The organism is Candidatus Accumulibacter similis, assembly GCA_013347225.1.
GTDB lineage: Bacteria > Pseudomonadota > Gammaproteobacteria > Burkholderiales > Rhodocyclaceae > Accumulibacter > Accumulibacter similis.
In genome coordinates this window covers 4,326,277-4,344,951 of the sequence record CP054595.1, presented here as the reverse complement: position 1 = coordinate 4,344,951, position 18,675 = coordinate 4,326,277, and the positions used below count along the sequence as shown (strand labels likewise).

Here is an 18,675-nt window from a genome sequence, read left to right as displayed (position 1 = left end):
CGAGCGAGAGTGAGCCGCAAGTGAGCAAAGATTCGACCCCAGACCTGTTCGCCGATCTGCCGCCATCACCGCCGACGGTGCCGCCGCAAGCGCCAGTGCCGCCCGCAGCGGACGATGACAGCATCCTGCTGCACGAGTCGGCAGCCCGCGACTACCTGGAATACGCGGTGGCGGTCGTCAAGGGGCGTGCCTTGCCGGATGTCAAGGACGGTCTGAAACCCGTGCAGCGGCGCGTCCTCTTCGCCATGCGCGAACTCGGACTGTCGGCGACGGCGAAACCGGTCAAGTCGGCGCGGGTCGTTGGCGACGTCATCGGCAAGTACCACCCGCACGGCGACACCTCGGCCTACGATGCGATGGTGCGCGTCGCCCAGCCCTTCATGCTGCGCTACCCGCTGGTCGACGGGCAGGGCAACTTCGGTTCGCGCGACGGCGACAACGCGGCGGCGATGCGCTACACCGAGGCACGCCTGACGCCGATTGCCGACCTGCTGCTGGCCGAACTCGGCGAGGGGACGGTCGATTTCCAGCCCAACTACGACGGTTCCTTCGACGAACCGGCCTGCCTGCCGGCCCGCCTGCCGTTCGTCCTGCTCAATGGTTCATCGGGCATCGCCGTCGGCATGGCGACCGAGATGCCGCCGCACAATCTGCGCGAGGTCGCTGCAGCGGCGATACAGTTGCTCGAGCAACCGCAGATCGGCCTTGAGCAACTGTTGCAGCACATACCCGGGCCGGATTATCCGGGCGGCGGGCAGATCATTTCCTCGCCGGCCGACATTGCCGCCGCCTATGGCACCGGCCGCGGCACGCTGCGCGTGCGGGCGCGCTACGAGTTCGAGGAGATGGCACGTGGGGCCTGGCAACTGGTCTTCCGCGAGTTGCCACCCGGCGTCTCGTCGGCGAAGGTGCTGGCGGAGATCGGTGCGCTGCTCAACCCGCAGGTCAAGCCGGGCAGGAAGAGCATCGACCAGTCGGCGGCACAGCTCAAGACGCTGATGGCGTCACAGCTCGACCGTGCGCGCGACGAGTCGGGCAAGGACGACGACGTGCGGCTGGTCTTCGAGCCGAGCAGTTCGCGCATCGACCGCAACGAGTTCGTGGCGCTGCTGCTGGCGCACACCAGCCTCGAAACCTCGGCACCGATCAACCTCGTCGCCGTCGGCATCGACGGCCGCCCGTGCCAGAAGTCGTTGCCCGAACTGCTCGGTGAGTGGTGCACCTTCCGCATCCGGACGGTGCACCGGCGGACCGGCCACCGCCTGCAGAAGGCCGATGATCGCATTCACATTCTCGAAGGCCGGCACATCGTCTTTCTCAACATCGACGAAGTGATCCGCATCATTCGCGAATCCGACGATCCCAAGGCGGCCCTGATTGCCCGCTTTGCGCTCTCCGATCGGCAGGCGGAAGACATTCTCGAGATCCGTCTGCGGCAACTGGCCAGGCTCGAGGGGATCCGCATCGAACAGGAACTCGAGCGGCTGCGCAGCGAGCGTGCGGGCCTGCTGAAACTGCTGGGCAGCGATGCGCTGTTGCGGCGACAGGTGATGCGCGAGATCAAGGCCGACGCCGAGAAGTACGGCGACGCGCGGCGGACGGTCATCGAAGCGGCGGCGACGGCTTCGCGCTCCGAGGTGGCTGCCGTCAGCGATGAAGCGGTGACCGTGATCATTTCCGAGAAGGGCTGGGCGCGTGTCCGACAGGGACACGGGCTCGATCTTTCCGGCGTTGCCTTCAAGGACGGCGATCGGGCGGGGTCGGCTCTGGAATGCCGGTCGGTCGACTCGCTGGTGATCATTTCGACCGAGGGGCGGGCGTTTACCGTGGCGGTCGCCAGCCTGCCCGACGGTCGCGGCATGGGCGCGCCGCTCTCTTCCTTCGTCGACCTCGGCAGCGGCCGGATTGCACATGTCCTCAGCGGTCAGCCGGACGACGCGATCCTGGTCGCCAAGACGTCGGGCTATGGTTTCATCTGTACCTACGGCGATCTGCTGTCGCGGCAAAAGGCCGGCAAGGCAGTGGTCACCGTCGAGGACGGCGCCAGCATTCTGCCGCTGCTCCGCCTCGCCGGCACGGACCATCTCGGTGCGCTCTCCAGCGACGGTCGCCTGCTGGTCTTTCCGCTCGAGCAGATGAAGCGCCTCGCGAGCGGCAAGGGGGTGCAGATCATCGGCCTGCATGCGGGAGAATCGTTGCGCGCGGTGATTGCGACCAGCGGGCCGCGGCTGGCGATCCGGGGAACCGTACGCAATCGGCCGAAGACGCTCGTGTCGGAGGAACGACACCTTGGTCAACGCGCCCGCCGTGGTTCGTCGGTCGGGCAGATCAGCAACATCACGCTCGACCACTGGCCCGGTTGAACTGCGGCCAGCGGCGGCCTTGCCTGAAGGAGAGGGAGCATGCGCAGCAGGACCAACGGATTTCGCTTCATTGCCGCCGGCGCGGTGTGCGCCGTCGTGTCCGGCGCCGTACAGGCGGAGCAGGTGGGGTGCGTGACGACCGAGTGGAAGCTGGTCGGAGCCAACCACCGCGTCTGCGTCGAGAGTTTTCCCGACCCGAAAGTGCCGGGTGTGACCTGTCACGTCAGTCAGGCGAGAACCGGCGGCGTCAGTGGTTCGCTCGGCCTGGCCGAAGATCCCTCGCAGTTCGCGCTTGCCTGCCGGCAAACCGGTCCGATCAGTCTGCCGGAGAAGCTGCCGAATGAGGCTACGGTCTTCTCGGGCGATACATCGGTCCTGTTCAAGGAAACACGCGTCGTCCGGATGTGGGACGAGGCGAACCGGACGCTGGTCTATCTGGCGATCAGTCGCAAGCTGATCGACGGCGCACCGGCGAACAGCATTTCAACGGTGCCGGTAATGCCTTGGGGCGGGCGCTGATGGTGCGCATGTGGCCTGCCGGGGGCCGGCGATGGCTGGGACCAGCGCTGGCGAGCGCGCCGACGACGCGGCGACGGGGAGCTTGACCGTGGCCGCGCAGCCGGAACTGGACGTCAGCCGCCTTGGCCAGGTATTCACCCCGCCGGCGATCGTCGACGTGATGCTCTCGCTGGTGCGCAATCGTGGCCGCGTGCTCGAGCCCGCCTGCGGCGACGGTGCCTTTCTGCAGCATTTCCCCTTCGCCGTCGGGGTCGAGATCGATCCGCGGCATGCGCCGCCGGGCGCGCGCGTCATGGACTTCTTTGCCCTGCCCGATGCTGAGTCGTTCGCCACGGTTATCGGCAACCCGCCCTATGTACGTTACCAGGACATCGCCGTCGCAACCCGTCGCCTCGTCCGGCGCAGCGTGCTCGACGGACGTGCCAATCTTTACCTGTTCTTCATCGAGAAGTGCCTGCGGCATCTCGCGCCCGGCGGTGAACTCGTCTTCATCACGCCGCGCGACTTCCTCAAGGCAACGTCGGCGGTGCCGCTCAACCGCCTGCTGTACGCGACGGGGACGATCACCGATTTCGTCGAGCTCGGCGATTCCAGGCTGTTCGACGATGCGACCCCGAATTGCGCCATCTGGCGTTTCGAGCGCGGCAATTTCTCGCGCCGGACGCGCTACGCGGCACAGGGCGTTGCCGATGGGCTGGCAGGGCTGGTGCGGCTGCAGTGGGACGAGCGCCATTTCGTCGAGAGCGGTGGGCACCTGCTGTTCACACGCGGCGATTACGAATTGCGTCTGGCCGACATCGCCTTCGTCAAGGTCGGCGCCGTCTCGGGAGCGGATGACCTCTACGCCAGCGAACTCTATGGCAACCGCGACTTCGTCTGCTCGTCGACGGTGCGCACCGGCACGACGCGGCGCATGCTCTGGTGTGAAGCCGGCGAACCGCCGCCGGCAGTCCTGCTGCCGCACAAGGAGCGCCTGATCACGCGCCGCATCCGACCCTTCGACGAATCGAACTGGTGGCATTGGGGCCGCGGCTACCACCAGTCGGCGCTGCCACGGGTCTATGTCAACAGCAAGACGCGCAGTTCGCGACCCTTCTTCTGCCATCCCTGTACGCATTATGATGGCTCGGTGCTGGCGATCTTTCCGCACGATCCGTTGCTTGCCGTGCAGAAGCTGGCGGATGCGCTGAACAGCGTCGACTGGACCGACCTCGGCTTCGTTTGCGACGGCCGCTTCCTGTTCGCTCAGCGCAGCCTCGAGCAGACTCCGCTTCCCGGGCCACTGCGAGCCCTGTTGCCACCCCCGGTGTAGAATGAACGATTGCAGCGCGGCCCCTGGCAGCCGCGCGTTGCGCCTCCGGGCGCCGACGAAAGCGGATGGGCGCATCCGCGAGGAGAAGTTCAGCCCATGGTTCCACGTCTGAAAACTGCACTTGACGGCCCGCTGCTGGAGATCGAAAGGCGTTTCCTTGACCTCATGCCCGAGATCGAGCGCTGGTTCCGCGGTCAGTGGCAGGAGCACACGCCGCCGTTCTATGGCTCGGTCGATCTGCGCAATGCAGGTTTCAAGCTGGCGCCGGTGGACATGAACCTGTTTCCCGGCGGCTTCAACAACCTCGACGCCACCTTCCTGCCGCTCTGCGTCCAGGCCGCGATGACGGCGGTGGACCGCATCTGCCCGGACGCGAAGCGCTTGCTGCTGATCCCCGAAAACCATACGCGCAACCTCTTCTATCTGCAGAACGTTGCCCAGATCGCGACGTTTCTCCGCCTGACCGGGCTTGAGGTTCGTCTCGGATCGCTGCTGCCCGGAATCGACCGGCCGACGCAGGTGTCGCTCGGCGATGGCACGACGTTGCTCCTGGAACCGCTGCAGCGCAGTGGGTCGCGGCTCGGACTGAGCGGCTTCGAGCCCTGTGCCATTCTGCTCAACAACGATCTTTCGGCGGGTATCCCCGAGGTGCTGCGCGATATCGAGGGGCAGTTCGTCCTGCCGCCGCTGCATGCCGGGTGGGCGTTGCGCCGAAAATCGAACCATTTTGCCGCTTACGACGAGGTGGCGGGCGATTTCGCGCGGCTGACCGGCATCGACCCATGGCGGATCAACCCCTACTTTTCGGTCTGCAGCAGTGTCAACTTTCATGAGCGGCAAGGGGAGGAGTGCCTCGCTGCCAATGTCGACGCGGTGCTCGAGCTGATTCGCGAGAAGTACCGGCAGTACGGGATCGAGGAAACCCCGTACGTGGTGGTCAAGGCAGACGCTGGAACCTATGGCATGGGCGTCATGACGGTCAAGGATGCGTCGCAGGTGACCGGCCTCAGCCGCCGGCAGCGCAACAAGATGTCGGTGATCAAGGAGGGCCTGGCGGTTTCCCAGGTCATCATCCAGGAAGGCGTGCATAGCTTCGAACGGGTCGGCAGCGGCAGCGACGAGGGGGTCGCCGAGCCGGTCGTCTACATGATCGACCGCTTCGTCGTCGGTGGCTTCTACCGCGTTCATAGCGGCCGTGGTCCGGACGAGAACCTGAACGCGCCGGGGATGCATTTTCAGCCACTCGCTTTTGCCACCAGTTGCTCGCTGCCCGACCATTGCCAGAACCCGGACGCGGCGCCGAACCGTTTCTACGTTTATGGGGTCGTCGCCCGACTGGCGCAGCTCGCTGCATCGGTCGAGCTGGAACGTACTGCCCCCGTCAAGGAGCCGCTGCCGTGCGCATAGCATTCATCGTCGACCGCCTGCAGTCGCTGAAAGCCTACAAGGACACGAGCATCGCCATCATGCGCGCGGCGCAGGCGGCCGGACATGCCGTTTGGACGATCCAGCAGGAGGCGATCCACTGGTCCCCGCTGCATGGCGTGTGTGCCGAAGCGGTGCACCTCGAGATGCTGGCCGACGATGTCGAGTGGTTCGTCGAGGTCGATCGGCACGTCGTCGCCCTGCGCGATTTTCGCGCCGTGCTGATGCGCAAGGATCCGCCCTTCGATATCGAGTATGTGACCGCCACCTGGTTGCTCGAGCGCGCGGAAGCCGAGGGCGCGCGGGTCTTCAACCGGCCCCGTGCCCTGCGGGATCATCCGGAAAAGCTGTCGATCACCGAGTTCGCCCGGTTCGCGGTGCCGACGACGGTCGCCCGTGACGCCGGCATCATCCACTCCTTCATCGAAGCCGAGCGCGACGTGATCCTCAAGCCACTCGGCGGCATGGGTGGCAGCGAGGTCTTTCACGTGCGCCACGACGATCCGAACCGCAACGTGATCGTCGAGACGCTGACGCACAACGGTGCGCGCACGATCATGGCGCAGCGCTACATTCCCGAGATTGCCGACGGCGACAAGCGCGTCCTGCTCGTCGCTGGCGAAGTGGTTCCGTACTGCCTGGCACGAATTCCGAAGGCCGGCGAGACGCGTGGCAACCTCGCTGCCGGCGGCAAGGGTGTGGCGCAGCCGCTGAGTTCGCGTGACCTCGAGATCGCGACGACGCTGGCGCCGGTCCTCGCAGCCCGTGGCCTGCTGCTGGTTGGTCTTGATGTCATTGGCGACTGGTTGACCGAGATCAACGTCACCAGTCCGACGTGCATGGTGGAAATTGCGGAACAGACAGGTTTCGACGCCGCAGCCCTGTTCGTTGCCGCGCTGGAGCGTCGGTGCGTGGCCGCAGACTGAGCTTCGCCGGTCTGCTGCTCTGGATCCTCGTGGCCGGCTGCAGCCGGGCGCCGCTGCACCAGCAGGAGGCATTCGTTTTCGGCACCCGCGTCGAAGTGCTGATCGCCGGTCTGCCCGACGCACAGGCACGGCCGGCGGCGGCGGCGGTGCTGCGCGAGTTCGATCGCCTGCACCGCACCTACCACGCCTGGAAGCCATCCGAACTGAGCACGCTCAACGCCGCCCTCGCGGCCGGCAGACCGCAGGTGGTGAGCGAGGAGATGGCGGAACTGCTGGCCGATGCGCAACGCCTGGCGCGGCTCAGCGACGGACTGTTCGATCCCGGCATCGGTCGCCTGATCGGTCTCTGGGGGTTCCAGTCGGACGACTTGCCGGGCAGCCTGCCGGACGAGACCGCGGTGGCGGCCTGGCGCAGCGCGCGGCCGGGCATTGCCGACCTGCTCCTCAGCGGGCTGCAGGTGAGCAGCCGGCAGCGCGAACTGGCGCTCGATTTCGGCGGCTATCTCAAGGGAGTCGCGCTCGATCGTGCGACGAGCATCCTGCGGGCACGCGGAGTCAGCAATGCGCTGCTCAACATCGGCGGCAACGTGATGGTTCTCGGTAGCCGCAACGGCCAGCGTTGGCGTGTGGGAGTCCAGCACCCGCGGCAGCCCGGACCGATGGCGACGATCGAGCTTGACGATGGCGAGGCGGTCGGTACCTCGGGTGATTATCAGCGCTACTTCGAGGTCGCGGGCAGGCGCTACGCGCATCTCCTCGATCCGCGCAGTGGCCGGCCGGCATCCGGCACACAGGCCCTGACGGTGCTGGTGACGGCACGTCCGGCCGCCGGAACTCTCTCGGACGCTGCGACGAAGCCCTTGTTCATCGCCGGTAGTGACTGGCCGCAGCTCGCCCGGCGCTTGCAGGTGGCGCATGTCCTGCGGGTGGACGGCGACGGACGCTGGCAGATCAGCCAGGCGATGCAGGGCCGCCTGCAGTTCGTTGGCGCCTCACCGCCGGTGCTCGAGGTCGTGCCCTGAGGCACGGCGCGGTGATCGCCGCCGAGAGGGCGGCGGAATGGCTTAGAATGGCGGCCTGTCGCGAAGGATGCTGCAATGATCGGTGTATTTCTGGTGACGCACGGGACCCTCGGCGAGAGTCTCATTCAGAACGTCTGTCACGTACTCAACAAGCGACCGCCGCTGATCGCGCAGCTCGGTGTCGCAGCCCAGGATGACCCGCTCGACATCCTGCCGTTGGCGCGGCTGTTGCTGAAGGAGGTGGACGGCGGCGAGGGCGTCCTGGTGATGACCGATGTCTTCGGCGCCACGCCGGGCAACCTGACGCTCAAGTTGCTTGACCCGGGTCGTGTCGAAGGTGTCTCCGGGGTCAGCCTGCCGATGTTGCTGCGTGCACTGACGTATCGCGAGCGAGGAATGGAAACCATGTTGCAGAAGGCGATCAGCGGTGCTCGTGACGGCGTGGTCAGGTTGCCGCCGGCGCTCGGCACTGGAACCACGGAGGGTTGAATGGTACGTGCCGAGGCCGAAATCCTCAACAAGCTGGGGTTGCACGCCCGCGCTTCAGCGAAGCTGACGCAGCTTGCGGGCGGTTTTGCCAGCGACGTCTGGATGGAGAAGGGGAGTCGCCGGATCAACGCCAAGAGCATCATGGGCGTGATGATGCTGGCGGCCGGAAAGGGGGCGACGGTGATCGTCGAAACCGACGGTGCTGATGAGCAGGCGGCGAATCAGGCAATCCTTGAACTGATCGCCAGCCGCTTCGGAGAGGCGGAGTGAACCCGGCATGAGTTTTACCCTGCATGGCCTGCCGGTATCAGCCGGCATCGCGATTGGCCAGGCGCACCTGATGTCGCACGCGACGCTCGAGGTCTCCCATCTGGTGATCTCGCCGCGAATGGTGGACAAGGAGGTTGCCCGCTTTGAAGCGGCACTGGCGCGTGTGCGCGAGGAATTCACGGCCCTCAAGGGCCGCATGCAGCACAGCTCGGCCGAGTTTGGCGCCTTCATCGATCTGCACTCGATGATCCTGTCCGACCCCGAACTTGCCGAGGTGCCGAAGGACCTGATCCGCGAGCGGCGCTGCAATGCCGAGTGGGCGCTGGTCCAGCAGATGGAAGTACTGGTCGATCAGTTCGAGAAGTTTGACGATCAGTACCTGCGCGAGCGCAGCTACGACGTTCGCCAGGTCGTCGAAAGGGTGATCAAGGAACTCGTCGGCCAGCCGGGTCGCATCGCACTGAAGTCGAGCAAGGGGCTGAAGGAGGAGAATCTGATCGTCGTTGCGCACGATCTCTCGCCGGCCGACGTCATCGCCTACAAGGAGCACCACTTTGCCGCCTTCGTCACCGACGTCGGTGGCTCCACCTCGCACACCGCGATTCTGGCACGCAGCCTGCGCATGCCTGCCGTGCTGGGTCTGCACAACGCCAGGCAGCTGATCCGCGACAAGGAGGTGCTGATCGTAGACGGCACGCGTGGCGTGCTGATCGTCAATCCCGACGCGCGCATACTCGACGAGTACCGGCTGCGGAAGACGCAGATCGAGCTCGAGCGCTCGAAGCTCCGGCGCCTGAAGACGGCGCGCTCGGTGACGCTCGACGGTGTCGACATCGACCTGCATGCGAACATCGAACTGCCCGGGGATGTGGCGAACGCGCTCGACGGCGGTGCCGAGGGCATCGGCCTGTTCCGTACCGAGTTCCTCTTCCTCGATCGCGGCGACATGCCGACCGAAGACGAGCAGTTCGAGGCATACAGCACGGTCGTCAAGGGGATGGGCGGACGACCGGTGACGATTCGCACCTTCGATCTCGGCTACGACAAGGACCTGCATCCGGAGAAGGTCTTTGGCGAGCGCCTGCAGAGCAACCCGGCGCTTGGTCTGCGCGCCATCCGCCTGTCGCTGGCCGAGCCGAAGATGTTTCAGACGCAGTTGCGCGCCATCCTGCGCGCTTCGAAGTACGGCAAGATCAAGCTGTTGATCCCCATGCTCTCGCAGGCGCACGAGATCGACCAGACGCTGGCGGCGATCGAGCGGGCGAAGTCGAGCCTGCGCGCTGAGAGGGCCGCTTTCGACGAAGCAATCCAGGTTGGCGCGATGATCGAGATTCCGGCAGCCGCTCTGGCCGTTGGTCTGTTCCTGCGCCGCATGCACTTCCTGTCGATCGGTACCAACGACCTGATCCAGTACACGCTGGCCATCGATCGCAGTGACGAACAGGTCGCGGCGCTGTACGATCCGCTGCATCCGGCGGTGCTGATGCTGCTGGCGCACACCATCGCCAGTGCGGAGAAGGTCAATATCCCGGTCTCGATCTGTGGCGAGCTGGCTGGCGACCCGGCGCTGACGCGCCTGCTGCTGGGCATGGGGCTGCGGCAATTCTCGATGCATCCGGCGCAGATTCTCGCGGTCAAGCAGACGATCATGCAGAGCAATTGCGCCGAGTTGGCACCGATCGTTCGCCGCCTGCTGCGCCATGAGGAGCCGGCGAAGATCCGGGAACAGCTTGCCAAGCTCAACGGGTAGCGATGTGATGGTGAGATCATCAGAGAATTCCGTCGGAGTCGTCGCCGCGCAACGAGTGCGGTTCGCTGCGCCCTTGCTGCTCAAGAGCGGTGCCGAGCTGCCCGGTTTCGAACTCGTGTTCGAGACCTATGGCACGCTCAATGCCGAGCGTTCGAACGCGGTCCTGGTCTGCCATGCGCTTTCCGGCAGCCACCATATCGCCGGTCACTACGCTGACGATTCGGAGAACGTCGGCTGGTGGGACAATCTGGTCGGTCCGGGGAAGCCGCTCGACACGCGGAAGTTCTTCGTCGTCGGCGTCAACAACCTCGGCGGCTGCTATGGCTCCACCGGACCGCTGTCCGTCAATCCCGAAACCGGCAGGCGCTACGGCGCCGATTTTCCGATGGTGACGGTCGAGGATTGGGTGGCGGCACAGGCACGCCTGGCAGACCACCTCGGTATTGCCACCTGGGCGGCAGTCGTCGGCGGGAGCCTCGGCGGCATGCAGGCACTGGCGTGGTCGCTACAGTTTCCGGAGCGCATCCGGCATGCGCTGGTGATCGCCTCGGCGCCCAAGCTGTCGGCACAGAACATCGCTTTCAACGAGGTGGCGCGGCAGGCGATCGTGTCCGACCCCGACTTTCACGGTGGCCACTATGCCGAAAATGGCGTCATCCCGACCCGCGGGCTGCGGCTGGCGCGAATGGTCGGCCACATCACCTATCTTTCCGATAGCCAGATGGGCGAGAAATTCGGTCGCCAGTTGCGGCATGGAGAGCACAAGTTCAGCTACGACGTCGATTTCGAGGTCGAGTCGTACCTGCGTCATCAGGGCGACAAGTTCGCGCGTTTCTTCGATGCCAACACCTATCTGATGATGACCAAGGCGCTGGACTATTTCGACCCTGCCTATGAGTACGACGGTAACCTCGCCGCCGCCCTCGCCCGTGCGAAGGCGAGCTTTTTCGTCGCCAGTTTTTCGACCGACTGGCGCTTCGCGCCGGCGCGGTCTCGGGAGATCGTCTTCGCCCTTCTGCACAATCGACTGCACGTGGCTTACGCCGAGATCGAATGTGATGCCGGACACGACTCGTTCCTGCTTGACGATCCCCATTATCATGCCCTGTTGCGCGCCTATCTGGAGAACATCGCCGTATGACCGAACACGAGCGAAGGGTCAAGGCGGAACAGCGGGAGCGTTTCGACTTTGCCGTCATTGCCGGCTGGATTCCGCCTGGCGAGCGCGTTCTTGATCTCGGTTGTGGTGACGGCAGGCTGCTGCGCTACCTCAGCGAGACACGCGACGTCAGCGGTTACGGAGTCGAGATCGACGGCGACAGCGTTCTCGGTTGCATCCGCAACGGCGTCGACGTCATCCAGATGGACATCGAGTGCGGGCTTTCCGGCTTCGAGGACAAGTCTTTCGATCACGTGATCATCTCGCAGGCGCTGCAGACGATGCATGCCACGGAAGGCATCCTCAACGAAATGCTGCGTGTCGCCGACGAAGCGGTGGTCAGCTTTCCCAACTTTGCCTACCGCGCCAATCGCGCCGCGATCGCTGCCGGGCGCATGCCGGTTTCCGAGGATCTGCCCTACGACTGGTTCGATACGCCGAACGTGCGTTTCTTCACCATCGCCGACTTCGAGGATCTCTGTGCAAGGCTCGGCATCGACATTCGCGAGCGCCTGACCTTCGATGAAGCAGGCCGCGAGGTCAGCGAAGACCCCAACCTCAACGGCAGCCTGGCCTTCTATCGTCTCGGGCGCGGCAGCAGATGATGCCTGATTGGCTGCGCCTGCTACTGACCAGGCGGATGCTGATCTGTGTTCTGACCGGCTTCAGCTCCGGCATGCCGCTCTACCTCTTGCTCAACCTGCTGCCGGCATGGCTGCGCAGCGAGAGTGTCGATCTGAAGACCATCGGCCTGTTTGCGTTGATCCAGTTCCCCTATACGTGGAAGTTTCTCTGGGCGCCGCTGCTCGACCGCTATCGTCTGCCACTCGGTCGGCGGCGTGGCTGGATGTTGCTGTCGCAGATCGGTCTCCTGTTGTCGATCGGCCTTCTCGGCGGCTTTTCCCCCGCGGCCAATCTGACGTCCGTCGTCTGGCTGTCGGTGGCGCTGGCCTTCCTGTCGGCAACGCAGGACATCGCGCTCGATGCCTTTCGGCGCGAGATCCTGAGTGACCAGGAACTCGGGCTCGGCAACTCGGTTCATGTCAATGCCTACCGCGTCGCCGGGCTGGTGCCGGGTTCCCTGTCACTCATTCTTGCCGATCTGCTGCCCTGGGCACAGGTGTTCTGGATCACTGCCGCCTTCATGCTGCCGGGCATGGTGATGGCGCTGCTGGTTGCCGAGCCGGGCGTCTCCGGCGCGCCGAAGACGCTGCGCCAGGCGGTGGTCGAACCCTTCCACGAGTTCGTCGGCCGCCAGGGCTGGTCGGGTGCGCTGCTGGTGCTCGGCTTCATCTTCCTGTACAAGCTCGGCGATTCGCTGGCGACGGCGCTGTCAACACCCTTCTACCTCGATCTGGGGTACAGCAAGACCGATATCGGCGTCATCGCCAAGCATGCCGGACTCTGGCCAGCGGTCTTTGGCGGCCTGCTCGGTGGCATCTGGATGGTGCGACTGGGAATCAACCGCGCACTCTGGCTCTTTGGCGTGGTCCAGATGGTCACCATTCTGGGCTTCGCCTGGCTCGCCTGGCGTGGGGTCCAGACGAGCATCGACGGCGTCGACCGGGCAGCGCTGGCGAGCGTCATTGCCGCCGAGTATCTCGGGGTCGGGCTCGGGACCGCAGCCTTCACCGCCTTCATCGCGCGCGCCACGAATCCGGCCTTCACCGCTACGCAGTTCGCCCTGTTCACCAGCCTGGCCGCCGTCCCGCGTACCTTCATCAATGCCGGTGCCGGCGCGCTGGTCGAGGCGGTCGGCTGGTTCAGCTTCTTCATCCTCTGCTTCCTGCTGGCCGCGCCAGGAATGGCACTGCTGCTGAAGGTCGCGCCGTGGAACGTGACGCCACCGTCGCCGCGGCCCTGATCGCTGCCGCCCGCGAATTGTCCGTCCGGCTGTCGCGGCTCAGCTTCGGGCCGCCCATCAGCCACGTTTACGATCCGCTGAGGTATGCCTGGTCTGGCCACGAGTGCTATCTTCGCCGCTATGCGGCCAGTGCCCGCAAGATCCTGTTTCTCGGCATGAATCCGGGTCCTTTCGGGATGGTGCAGACTGGCGTTCCGTTTGGCGAGGTGACCGCCGTGCGGGACTGGCTCGGTATCCAGGTGGAAGTCGCGAAGCCCTTGCTGGAGAATCCGTGGCGGCCAGTCGAAGGCTTTGCCTGCACACGCTCAGAGGTCAGCGGGCGACGGTTGTGGGGGTTGTTCCGCGAGCGCTTCGGCAGTGCCGATGCGTTCTTCGCCGAGCACTTCGTTGCCAATTACTGCCCGCTCGCCTTTTTCGATCACGGCCGCAACCTGACGCCCGACAAGCTGCCGGCAGCCGAGGCCGAGCCACTGCACGCCGCCTGTGACGTGCACCTCAGGCTAGTGGTCTCGGTCCTGCAGCCTGCCTGGGTGATCGGCATCGGTGCATTCGCCGCGGAGCGGGCGGCCGTGGCCTTGGCCGGGACGTCAGTGCGAATCGCTCGCGTGCTGCATCCGAGCCCGGCAAGTCCGGCGGCGAATCGTGGCTGGGCGGCGGCAGCGACCCGGCAGATGCTGGCCTTGGGAGCGTGGAGCTGAGGCTGCCGATGCACCCCAGCACCTGCTGTTGTCCGGGCGATGTGGCAGCGGCGCGTTCAACCTGCCTGTCGGCGGGACCGGTCAGGCGCGGTCGACGAGCCCCAGCTGTGACAGCTCCCGGCGCAGCATGCGCCAAGTGCGCCAGGCAACGATGCCACGCCTGGCCCAGCGCCAGACGCGGCTCGGTCGCAGGATGACGAGCACGGCGACGCTCGTCGCGACCAGCTCCGGATGCCGCTTGAGGTAGTCGCCGCAGTCGCGTGCGCCAGCGACGACGCGGTCGGCGGTTCCCATTGCCTCGCCCAGCGGCTGCAACTGCTGCGCGAGCAACTGGCGCTGGCTGCTGATGCGCTCGAGCAACCGGCCGCGCTCGACAGCGAGGTCAATCAGCTTTTGGTTCACTGCGCGCAGCACCCTGCAACAAACGGATGTCCTGCTCGAGTTCGGCGATGCTCGTGGTGAACAGGTGCCGGCGACCGCGCGAGGCGCGCCGCAGTGCCAGCAGGGCGACGCCACCGCCAAGCAGGAAGGCGGTTCCGAGAACGCTCAGCAGCACCACCCGTTGCTCCCAGAAGAGAACGGTCACCAAGCCAATCAGCAGGATCGTGCCGACGATCAGGCAGAAGCTCGCCATCTGCGCCAGCAGCAGCAGGCGGATGGCGCGCAGCTTCTCCTCGCCGAACTCGTTGCCGAGCAGTTCGAGACGTGTGCGGCCGGTTGCCAGCAGTGTCGCGGCGCCGTTCTTCGTCGCCGCCAGGATGCCGCCGCTGACACCGCTGGAGCGGTCGCTCATCGCGTCCGCGCTGATCAGCGACGGCCGATGATCACGCCAAGCAGCAGGCCGACGGCTGCAGCCAGGCCGACTGCGCGCCACGGGTTTTCATGCACGTAATCGTCAGTGGCGCGTGCCGCGGCCTTGGTGCGGTCGACCAGCGCCGCTTCGGCGTCAGCGAGCCGGATGCGGGCGTCGCGCAGTCGCTCGCCGAAGCGCTCGCGCAGATCGCCCATCTTGTCGCCCGCAACGCCGGCGGTGGCGCGCAGGATCTCCTCTGCGTCGGCGACCACGACCTTCATGTCGGAGACGAGTTTCTGTTTGTTGGCGGTGGAAAGATCAGTGACTTCAGACATTGTGGGCCTCACAGTGGAAGGTGATGACGGAAAGGGCACGGCTGCTACGGGGGCTCTCTACGAGTCCTTCACATTATAGAAAACGCCGGCGAAGATCAATGTCTGTCGCTGGCTGCCAGAGCGTAGTCGTAATCGATGGTCAATGGGGCGTGGTCGCTGAAGCGCTCCCGCTTGTAGATGGCGGCGCGTCGGGCCGTGCCGGCGATGTCTGTCGTTGCCAGTTGGTAATCCAGCCGCCAGCCGACATTCTTCGCCCACGCCTGTCCGCGATTGGACCACCAGGTGTATGAGTCGCCAGTGGCCTCTGGGTGCAGCCGTCGGTAGACGTCGCACCAGCCGTCCTCATTCAGAAGGCGGCTGACCCAGGCTCGCTCCTCGGGCAGAAAGCCTGAATTGCCGCGGTTGCTGCGCCAGTTCCTGAGATCGATCTCCTGGTGCGCTATGTTCCAGTCGCCGCAGACGATGATCTCGCGGCCACTGGCGGCGAGGCGTTTCAGATGCGGGCCGATCAGCGCCATGAAGCGGTACTTGGCTTGCTGCCGTTCAGCCGAGCTGGACCCCGATGGCTGGTAGAGCGATACCACCGACAGCCGGCCGAAATCGGCACGCAGGTAGCGGCCTTCAGCGTCGAACTCGGCACTGCCAAGGTGATCGATCACCCGGTCGGGTCTTGTCCGGCACCACAGGCCGACGCCGCTGTAGCCCTTTCTTTGGGCATGGCGGTAGTAGGCATGCAGTCCCGCTGGTGCCCGCATCTGCTCGTCGAGGTTGGCTGCGTCGGCGCGCAGTTCCTGGACGCAAACGACGTCGGCGTCCTGCACGGCGAGCCAGGGCAATAACCCCCGGCGACAGGCCGATCGAATGCCATTGAGGTTCAGCGTAATGATGCGTAACATACCTGTCCGGCGCCGCGACCGGCTTTCATTGAAGATAAGTACATGGATTTCCGACAGCAGTTCATCGAATTCGCGGTGGCGCAGGAGGTGCTCCGCTTCGGCGAGTTCACAACCAAGGGTGGCCGACTGTCGCCGTATTTCTTCAACGCCGGCCTGTTCAACGATGGCGCCGCCCTCGACCGGCTGGCCGAATTCTACGCCAACGCGATCACCGCCAGCGGGATCGTTGTCGACGGCCTGTTCGGTCCGGCTTACAAGGGTATTCCGCTGGTGGCCGTGGTTGCGGTCGCACTCGCGCGGCGAGGACTCAATCTGCCGTTTTCCTTCAATCGCAAGGAGGCCAAGGACCACGGTGAGGGCGGCAGCATCGTCGGGGCATCACTCGCCGGTCGCGTCCTGATCATCGATGATGTGATCACCGCTGGCACCTCGATCCGCGAGTCGGTCGGGCTGATCCGCGCCGCGGGTGCTTCGCCCTGCGGTGTCGTCATCGCCCTGGACCGCATGGAACGGGGCCAGGGAGAGTTGTCGGCGGTGCAGGAGGTCGAGCGGGATTACGGAATGCCCGTGGTCTGCGTCGCGACGCTGGACGATCTGATGGGCTTTCTCCACAACAGTCCGCAACTGCGGCAGAACGAAGCGGCGGTAGCTGCCTATCGGCGGCAGTATGGTATTGCACGTGCCGCCTAGCAGAAGCCTCTTGCTGCTGGCGTTACTGGCCGGCGCGCCGCCGGCGCTTGCCGGAGTGACGATCTTCTGTTGTCACGACGAAGCGGGCAAGCAGGTCTGTGGTGACATCCTGCCGGCTGTTTGCGTCGGGCGTGCGTATCGCGAGATCGGCGTCTCGGGCAGGCCGGTGCGTACCGTCGAGGCGCCACTGACCGCTGAGCAGCGCGCCCAGCGGGCGGCCGAAGAGCAGCGCCGCCGCGAACAGGAGCGGTTGCTCAGCGAGCAGAGACGCAAGGACCAGGCCTTGCTGAACACATACGGCAGCGAGAAGGACATCGAGGTGATGCGGACGCGCGCCGAAAGGGACGTCGCCGCGGCCATCAAGGCGGCCGAGGAGCGCATTGCCGAGGTACGTCGTCTGCGCAAGCGTTTCGAGGATGAGGCCGAGTTCTACAGGAACCGGCAGTTGCCGGTCGACGTGGCCAAGGGCTTGCGTGATGCCGACCAGGAGATCAGGGCGCAGGAGTCGGTGATCGAATCGAAGAAGAAGGACCGCGAAGCGATACGCCTGAAGTACGACGAGGATCTGCGCCGCTTCCTCGAACTCTCGAAGCGGCCGCCGGCGGGACGGCCCTGACGGCCTCCGGCAGGCTTCCCCGAAAGCCAGCCGCCGACCGCCCTTTCAGCCGAGCTTCTGGCGCAACAATTCACTGACCCGTTGCGGGTTGGCCTGGCCGCGCGTCGCCTTCATCACCTGGCCGACCAAGGCGTTGAAAGCCTTTTCCTTGCCCGACCTGAACTCGGCAACCATGCCCGGGTTGGCGGCCAGCAAGTCGTCGATCAGCGCCGTCAGGGCGCTGCTGTCACTGATCTGCTGGAGCCCCTGGCGGGCGATGATCTCGTCGGCAGAAGCGGCGTGCCCACCGCCGCAGAGCTCGTCGAAGACCCTGCGGGCCATGTTGGTCGAGATCGTCCCGTCGGCAATGCGGGCAACCAGTCCACCAAGCTGCGTCGCCGAGATCGGTGACTCGTTGATCTCCCGGCCTTCGCGGTTCAGTCGTGCCGCCAGGTCGACCATGACCCAGTTGGCGCATGTCTTGGCGTTGTCGATTCCCGCAGCGGCGACCGTCGCTTCGTAGTAGTTGGCCAAGTCGAGCGAAGCGGTCAGGATCCGGGCGTCGTAAGCGGACAGCCCGCCATCATTCATCAGTCGCTCGCGCCTGGCAGCCGGCAGTTCGGGCAACCCGGCGCGCACCTGCTCGACCCAATGCCGCTCGATGACCAGTGGCAGCAGGTCCGGGTCGGGAAAGTAACGGTAGTCGTGCGCGTCTTCCTTCGAGCGCATCGCCCGCGTCTCGCCGCTGGCGGGGTCGAACAGCACCGTCGCCTGCTCGATGCGGCCGCCGTCCTCGATGGTGGCGATCTGCCAGCGCACCTCGTAGTCGATCGCCTGCTGCAGGAAACGGAAGGAATTGAGGTTCTTGATCTCGCGCCGGGTGCCCAGACGGACTTCGCCGGCTGGTCTGACCGACACGTTGGCATCGCAGCGGAACGAGCCTTCCTGCATGTTGCCATCGCAGATACCGATCCAGCGGACCAGGGCGTGCAGTGTCCGGGCATAGGCAACCGCTTCCGCGGCGGACCGCATGTCAGGTTCGGTGACGATCTCGAGCAGCGGCGTTCCGGCGCGGTTGAGGTCGATTCCCGATCTGCCCTGGGCGGCCGGACCGAGTCCTTCGTGCAGCGACTTGCCGGCATCCTCCTCGAGGTGCGCGCGGGTCAGGGCGATCGTCTTCTCGTCCTCGCCGACCTGGATGGACAGGCTGCCGCCACGTACCACCGGCAACTCGTACTGGCTGATCTGGTAGCCCTTGGGCAGGTCCGGATAGAAGTAGTTCTTGCGCGCGAAGACCGATCTGGCAGCGACCTCGCCGCCCACCGCGAGACCGAAGCGGATCGCGCATTCGACCGCTCCCCTGTTCAGTACGGGCAGGACGCCGGGAAGCGCAATGTCCACGGCATTGGCCTGCAGGTTGGGTGCGGCACCAAAGGCGGTCGAACTGCCGGAAAAGATCTTCGCCCTGGTCGACAGCTGCACATGCGTTTCGATGCCGATGACGACTTCCCACTGTTTCATCTCTGCTTGCTCACTCCTCAAGGGCCGGGCCCGTGGCCAGGCCGACGC

General features: G+C 65.4%; 20 protein-coding genes. 15 read left to right on the top strand and 5 right to left on the bottom strand.

The annotated features are described in order from the left end of the window. The first annotated feature begins 20 nt into the window (after nucleotides 1-20). From parC to HT579_19130, 13 genes are all read left to right on the top strand, one after another. Entirely contained in the window at nucleotides 21-2,363 is a 2,343-nt protein-coding gene (parC, locus tag HT579_19190; protein QKS30858.1) for a DNA topoisomerase IV subunit A, read from the top strand. Nucleotides 2,364-2,402: 39 nt separating this feature from the next. Continuing rightward, nucleotides 2,403-2,882: a CreA family protein gene (locus HT579_19185; protein QKS30857.1), complete on the top strand. Its 480-nt coding sequence runs from the start codon at nucleotides 2,403-2,405 to the stop codon at nucleotides 2,880-2,882. Nucleotides 2,883-2,913: 31 nt separating this feature from the next. Further along, the gene (locus HT579_19180; protein ID QKS30856.1) at nucleotides 2,914-4,194 is read left to right on the top strand and encodes a class I SAM-dependent methyltransferase; all 1,281 of its coding nucleotides are present in this window, start codon (nucleotides 2,914-2,916) and stop codon (nucleotides 4,192-4,194) included. A gap of 96 nt (nucleotides 4,195-4,290) precedes the next feature. Further along, nucleotides 4,291-5,601 (top strand): glutamate--cysteine ligase, encoded by a 1,311-nt coding sequence (gene gshA, locus HT579_19175; protein ID QKS30855.1) that lies wholly within the window; start codon nucleotides 4,291-4,293, stop codon nucleotides 5,599-5,601. Further along, on the top strand, nucleotides 5,592-6,545 hold the full coding sequence (gene gshB, locus HT579_19170) for a glutathione synthase (protein ID QKS30854.1): 954 nt from the start codon (nucleotides 5,592-5,594) through the stop codon (nucleotides 6,543-6,545). Before gshA ends, gshB begins: the two co-directional genes overlap by 10 nt. After that, entirely contained in the window at nucleotides 6,527-7,567 is a 1,041-nt protein-coding gene (locus HT579_19165) for an FAD:protein FMN transferase (protein ID QKS30853.1), read from the top strand. The genes gshB and HT579_19165 overlap by 19 nt, the downstream gene beginning before the upstream one ends. 75 nt (nucleotides 7,568-7,642) lie before the next feature. Continuing rightward, nucleotides 7,643-8,056, top strand: a complete 414-nt coding sequence (locus HT579_19160; GenBank protein ID QKS30852.1) for a PTS fructose transporter subunit IIA — start codon at nucleotides 7,643-7,645, stop codon at nucleotides 8,054-8,056. Further along, the gene (locus HT579_19155) at nucleotides 8,057-8,326 is read left to right on the top strand and encodes an HPr family phosphocarrier protein (GenBank protein QKS30851.1); all 270 of its coding nucleotides are present in this window, start codon (nucleotides 8,057-8,059) and stop codon (nucleotides 8,324-8,326) included. Nucleotides 8,327-8,333: 7 nt separating this feature from the next. Next, a complete protein-coding gene (gene ptsP, locus HT579_19150; GenBank protein ID QKS30850.1) occupies nucleotides 8,334-10,076 on the top strand; it encodes a phosphoenolpyruvate--protein phosphotransferase in 1,743 nt (580 codons plus the stop codon). Nucleotides 10,077-10,083: 7 nt separating this feature from the next. Further along, a complete protein-coding gene (locus HT579_19145; protein QKS30849.1) occupies nucleotides 10,084-11,217 on the top strand; it encodes a homoserine O-acetyltransferase in 1,134 nt (377 codons plus the stop codon). Beyond that, the gene (gene metW, locus HT579_19140; protein ID QKS30848.1) at nucleotides 11,214-11,840 is read left to right on the top strand and encodes a methionine biosynthesis protein MetW; all 627 of its coding nucleotides are present in this window, start codon (nucleotides 11,214-11,216) and stop codon (nucleotides 11,838-11,840) included. The genes HT579_19145 and metW overlap by 4 nt, the downstream gene beginning before the upstream one ends. Further along, nucleotides 11,840-13,099 carry an AmpG family muropeptide MFS transporter gene (locus HT579_19135; protein ID QKS31722.1) on the top strand — a complete coding sequence of 420 codons (1,260 nt, stop codon included), beginning with the start codon at nucleotides 11,840-11,842 and terminating at the stop codon, nucleotides 13,097-13,099. Before metW ends, HT579_19135 begins: the two co-directional genes overlap by 1 nt. Continuing rightward, a complete protein-coding gene (locus tag HT579_19130) occupies nucleotides 13,066-13,797 on the top strand; it encodes a single-stranded DNA-binding protein (GenBank protein ID QKS30847.1) in 732 nt (243 codons plus the stop codon). The genes HT579_19135 and HT579_19130 overlap by 34 nt, the downstream gene beginning before the upstream one ends. 81 nt (nucleotides 13,798-13,878) lie before the next feature. On the opposite strand, the gene HT579_19125 is transcribed toward HT579_19130, so the two are convergent. From HT579_19125 to xth, 4 genes are all read right to left on the bottom strand, one after another. Continuing rightward, entirely contained in the window at nucleotides 13,879-14,199 is a 321-nt protein-coding gene (locus HT579_19125; GenBank protein ID QKS30846.1) for a hypothetical protein, read from the bottom strand. Next, nucleotides 14,180-14,590: a phage holin family protein gene (locus HT579_19120; GenBank protein ID QKS30845.1), complete on the bottom strand. Its 411-nt coding sequence runs from the start codon at nucleotides 14,588-14,590 to the stop codon at nucleotides 14,180-14,182. The genes HT579_19125 and HT579_19120 overlap by 20 nt, the downstream gene beginning before the upstream one ends. Before the next feature lie 14 nt (nucleotides 14,591-14,604). Beyond that, nucleotides 14,605-14,925 carry a DUF883 domain-containing protein gene (locus HT579_19115; protein QKS30844.1) on the bottom strand — a complete coding sequence of 107 codons (321 nt, stop codon included), beginning with the start codon at nucleotides 14,923-14,925 and terminating at the stop codon, nucleotides 14,605-14,607. A gap of 95 nt (nucleotides 14,926-15,020) precedes the next feature. Then, nucleotides 15,021-15,821 carry an exodeoxyribonuclease III gene (gene xth, locus HT579_19110; GenBank protein ID QKS30843.1) on the bottom strand — a complete coding sequence of 267 codons (801 nt, stop codon included), beginning with the start codon at nucleotides 15,819-15,821 and terminating at the stop codon, nucleotides 15,021-15,023. 42 nt (nucleotides 15,822-15,863) lie between these two features. On the opposite strand from xth, the gene pyrE reads away from it, so the two are divergent. After that, a complete protein-coding gene (gene pyrE, locus HT579_19105; GenBank protein ID QKS30842.1) occupies nucleotides 15,864-16,511 on the top strand; it encodes an orotate phosphoribosyltransferase in 648 nt (215 codons plus the stop codon). Then, entirely contained in the window at nucleotides 16,501-17,127 is a 627-nt protein-coding gene (locus HT579_19100; GenBank protein ID QKS30841.1) for a hypothetical protein, read from the top strand. Before pyrE ends, HT579_19100 begins: the two co-directional genes overlap by 11 nt. A gap of 45 nt (nucleotides 17,128-17,172) precedes the next feature. Here HT579_19100 and gatB read toward each other — a convergent pair whose 3' ends face one another. Further along, complete coding sequence (gene gatB, locus HT579_19095) at nucleotides 17,173-18,627, bottom strand: Asp-tRNA(Asn)/Glu-tRNA(Gln) amidotransferase subunit GatB (GenBank protein ID QKS30840.1); 1,455 nt, start codon at nucleotides 18,625-18,627, stop codon at nucleotides 17,173-17,175. Between the last annotated feature and the right edge of the window lie 48 nt (nucleotides 18,628-18,675).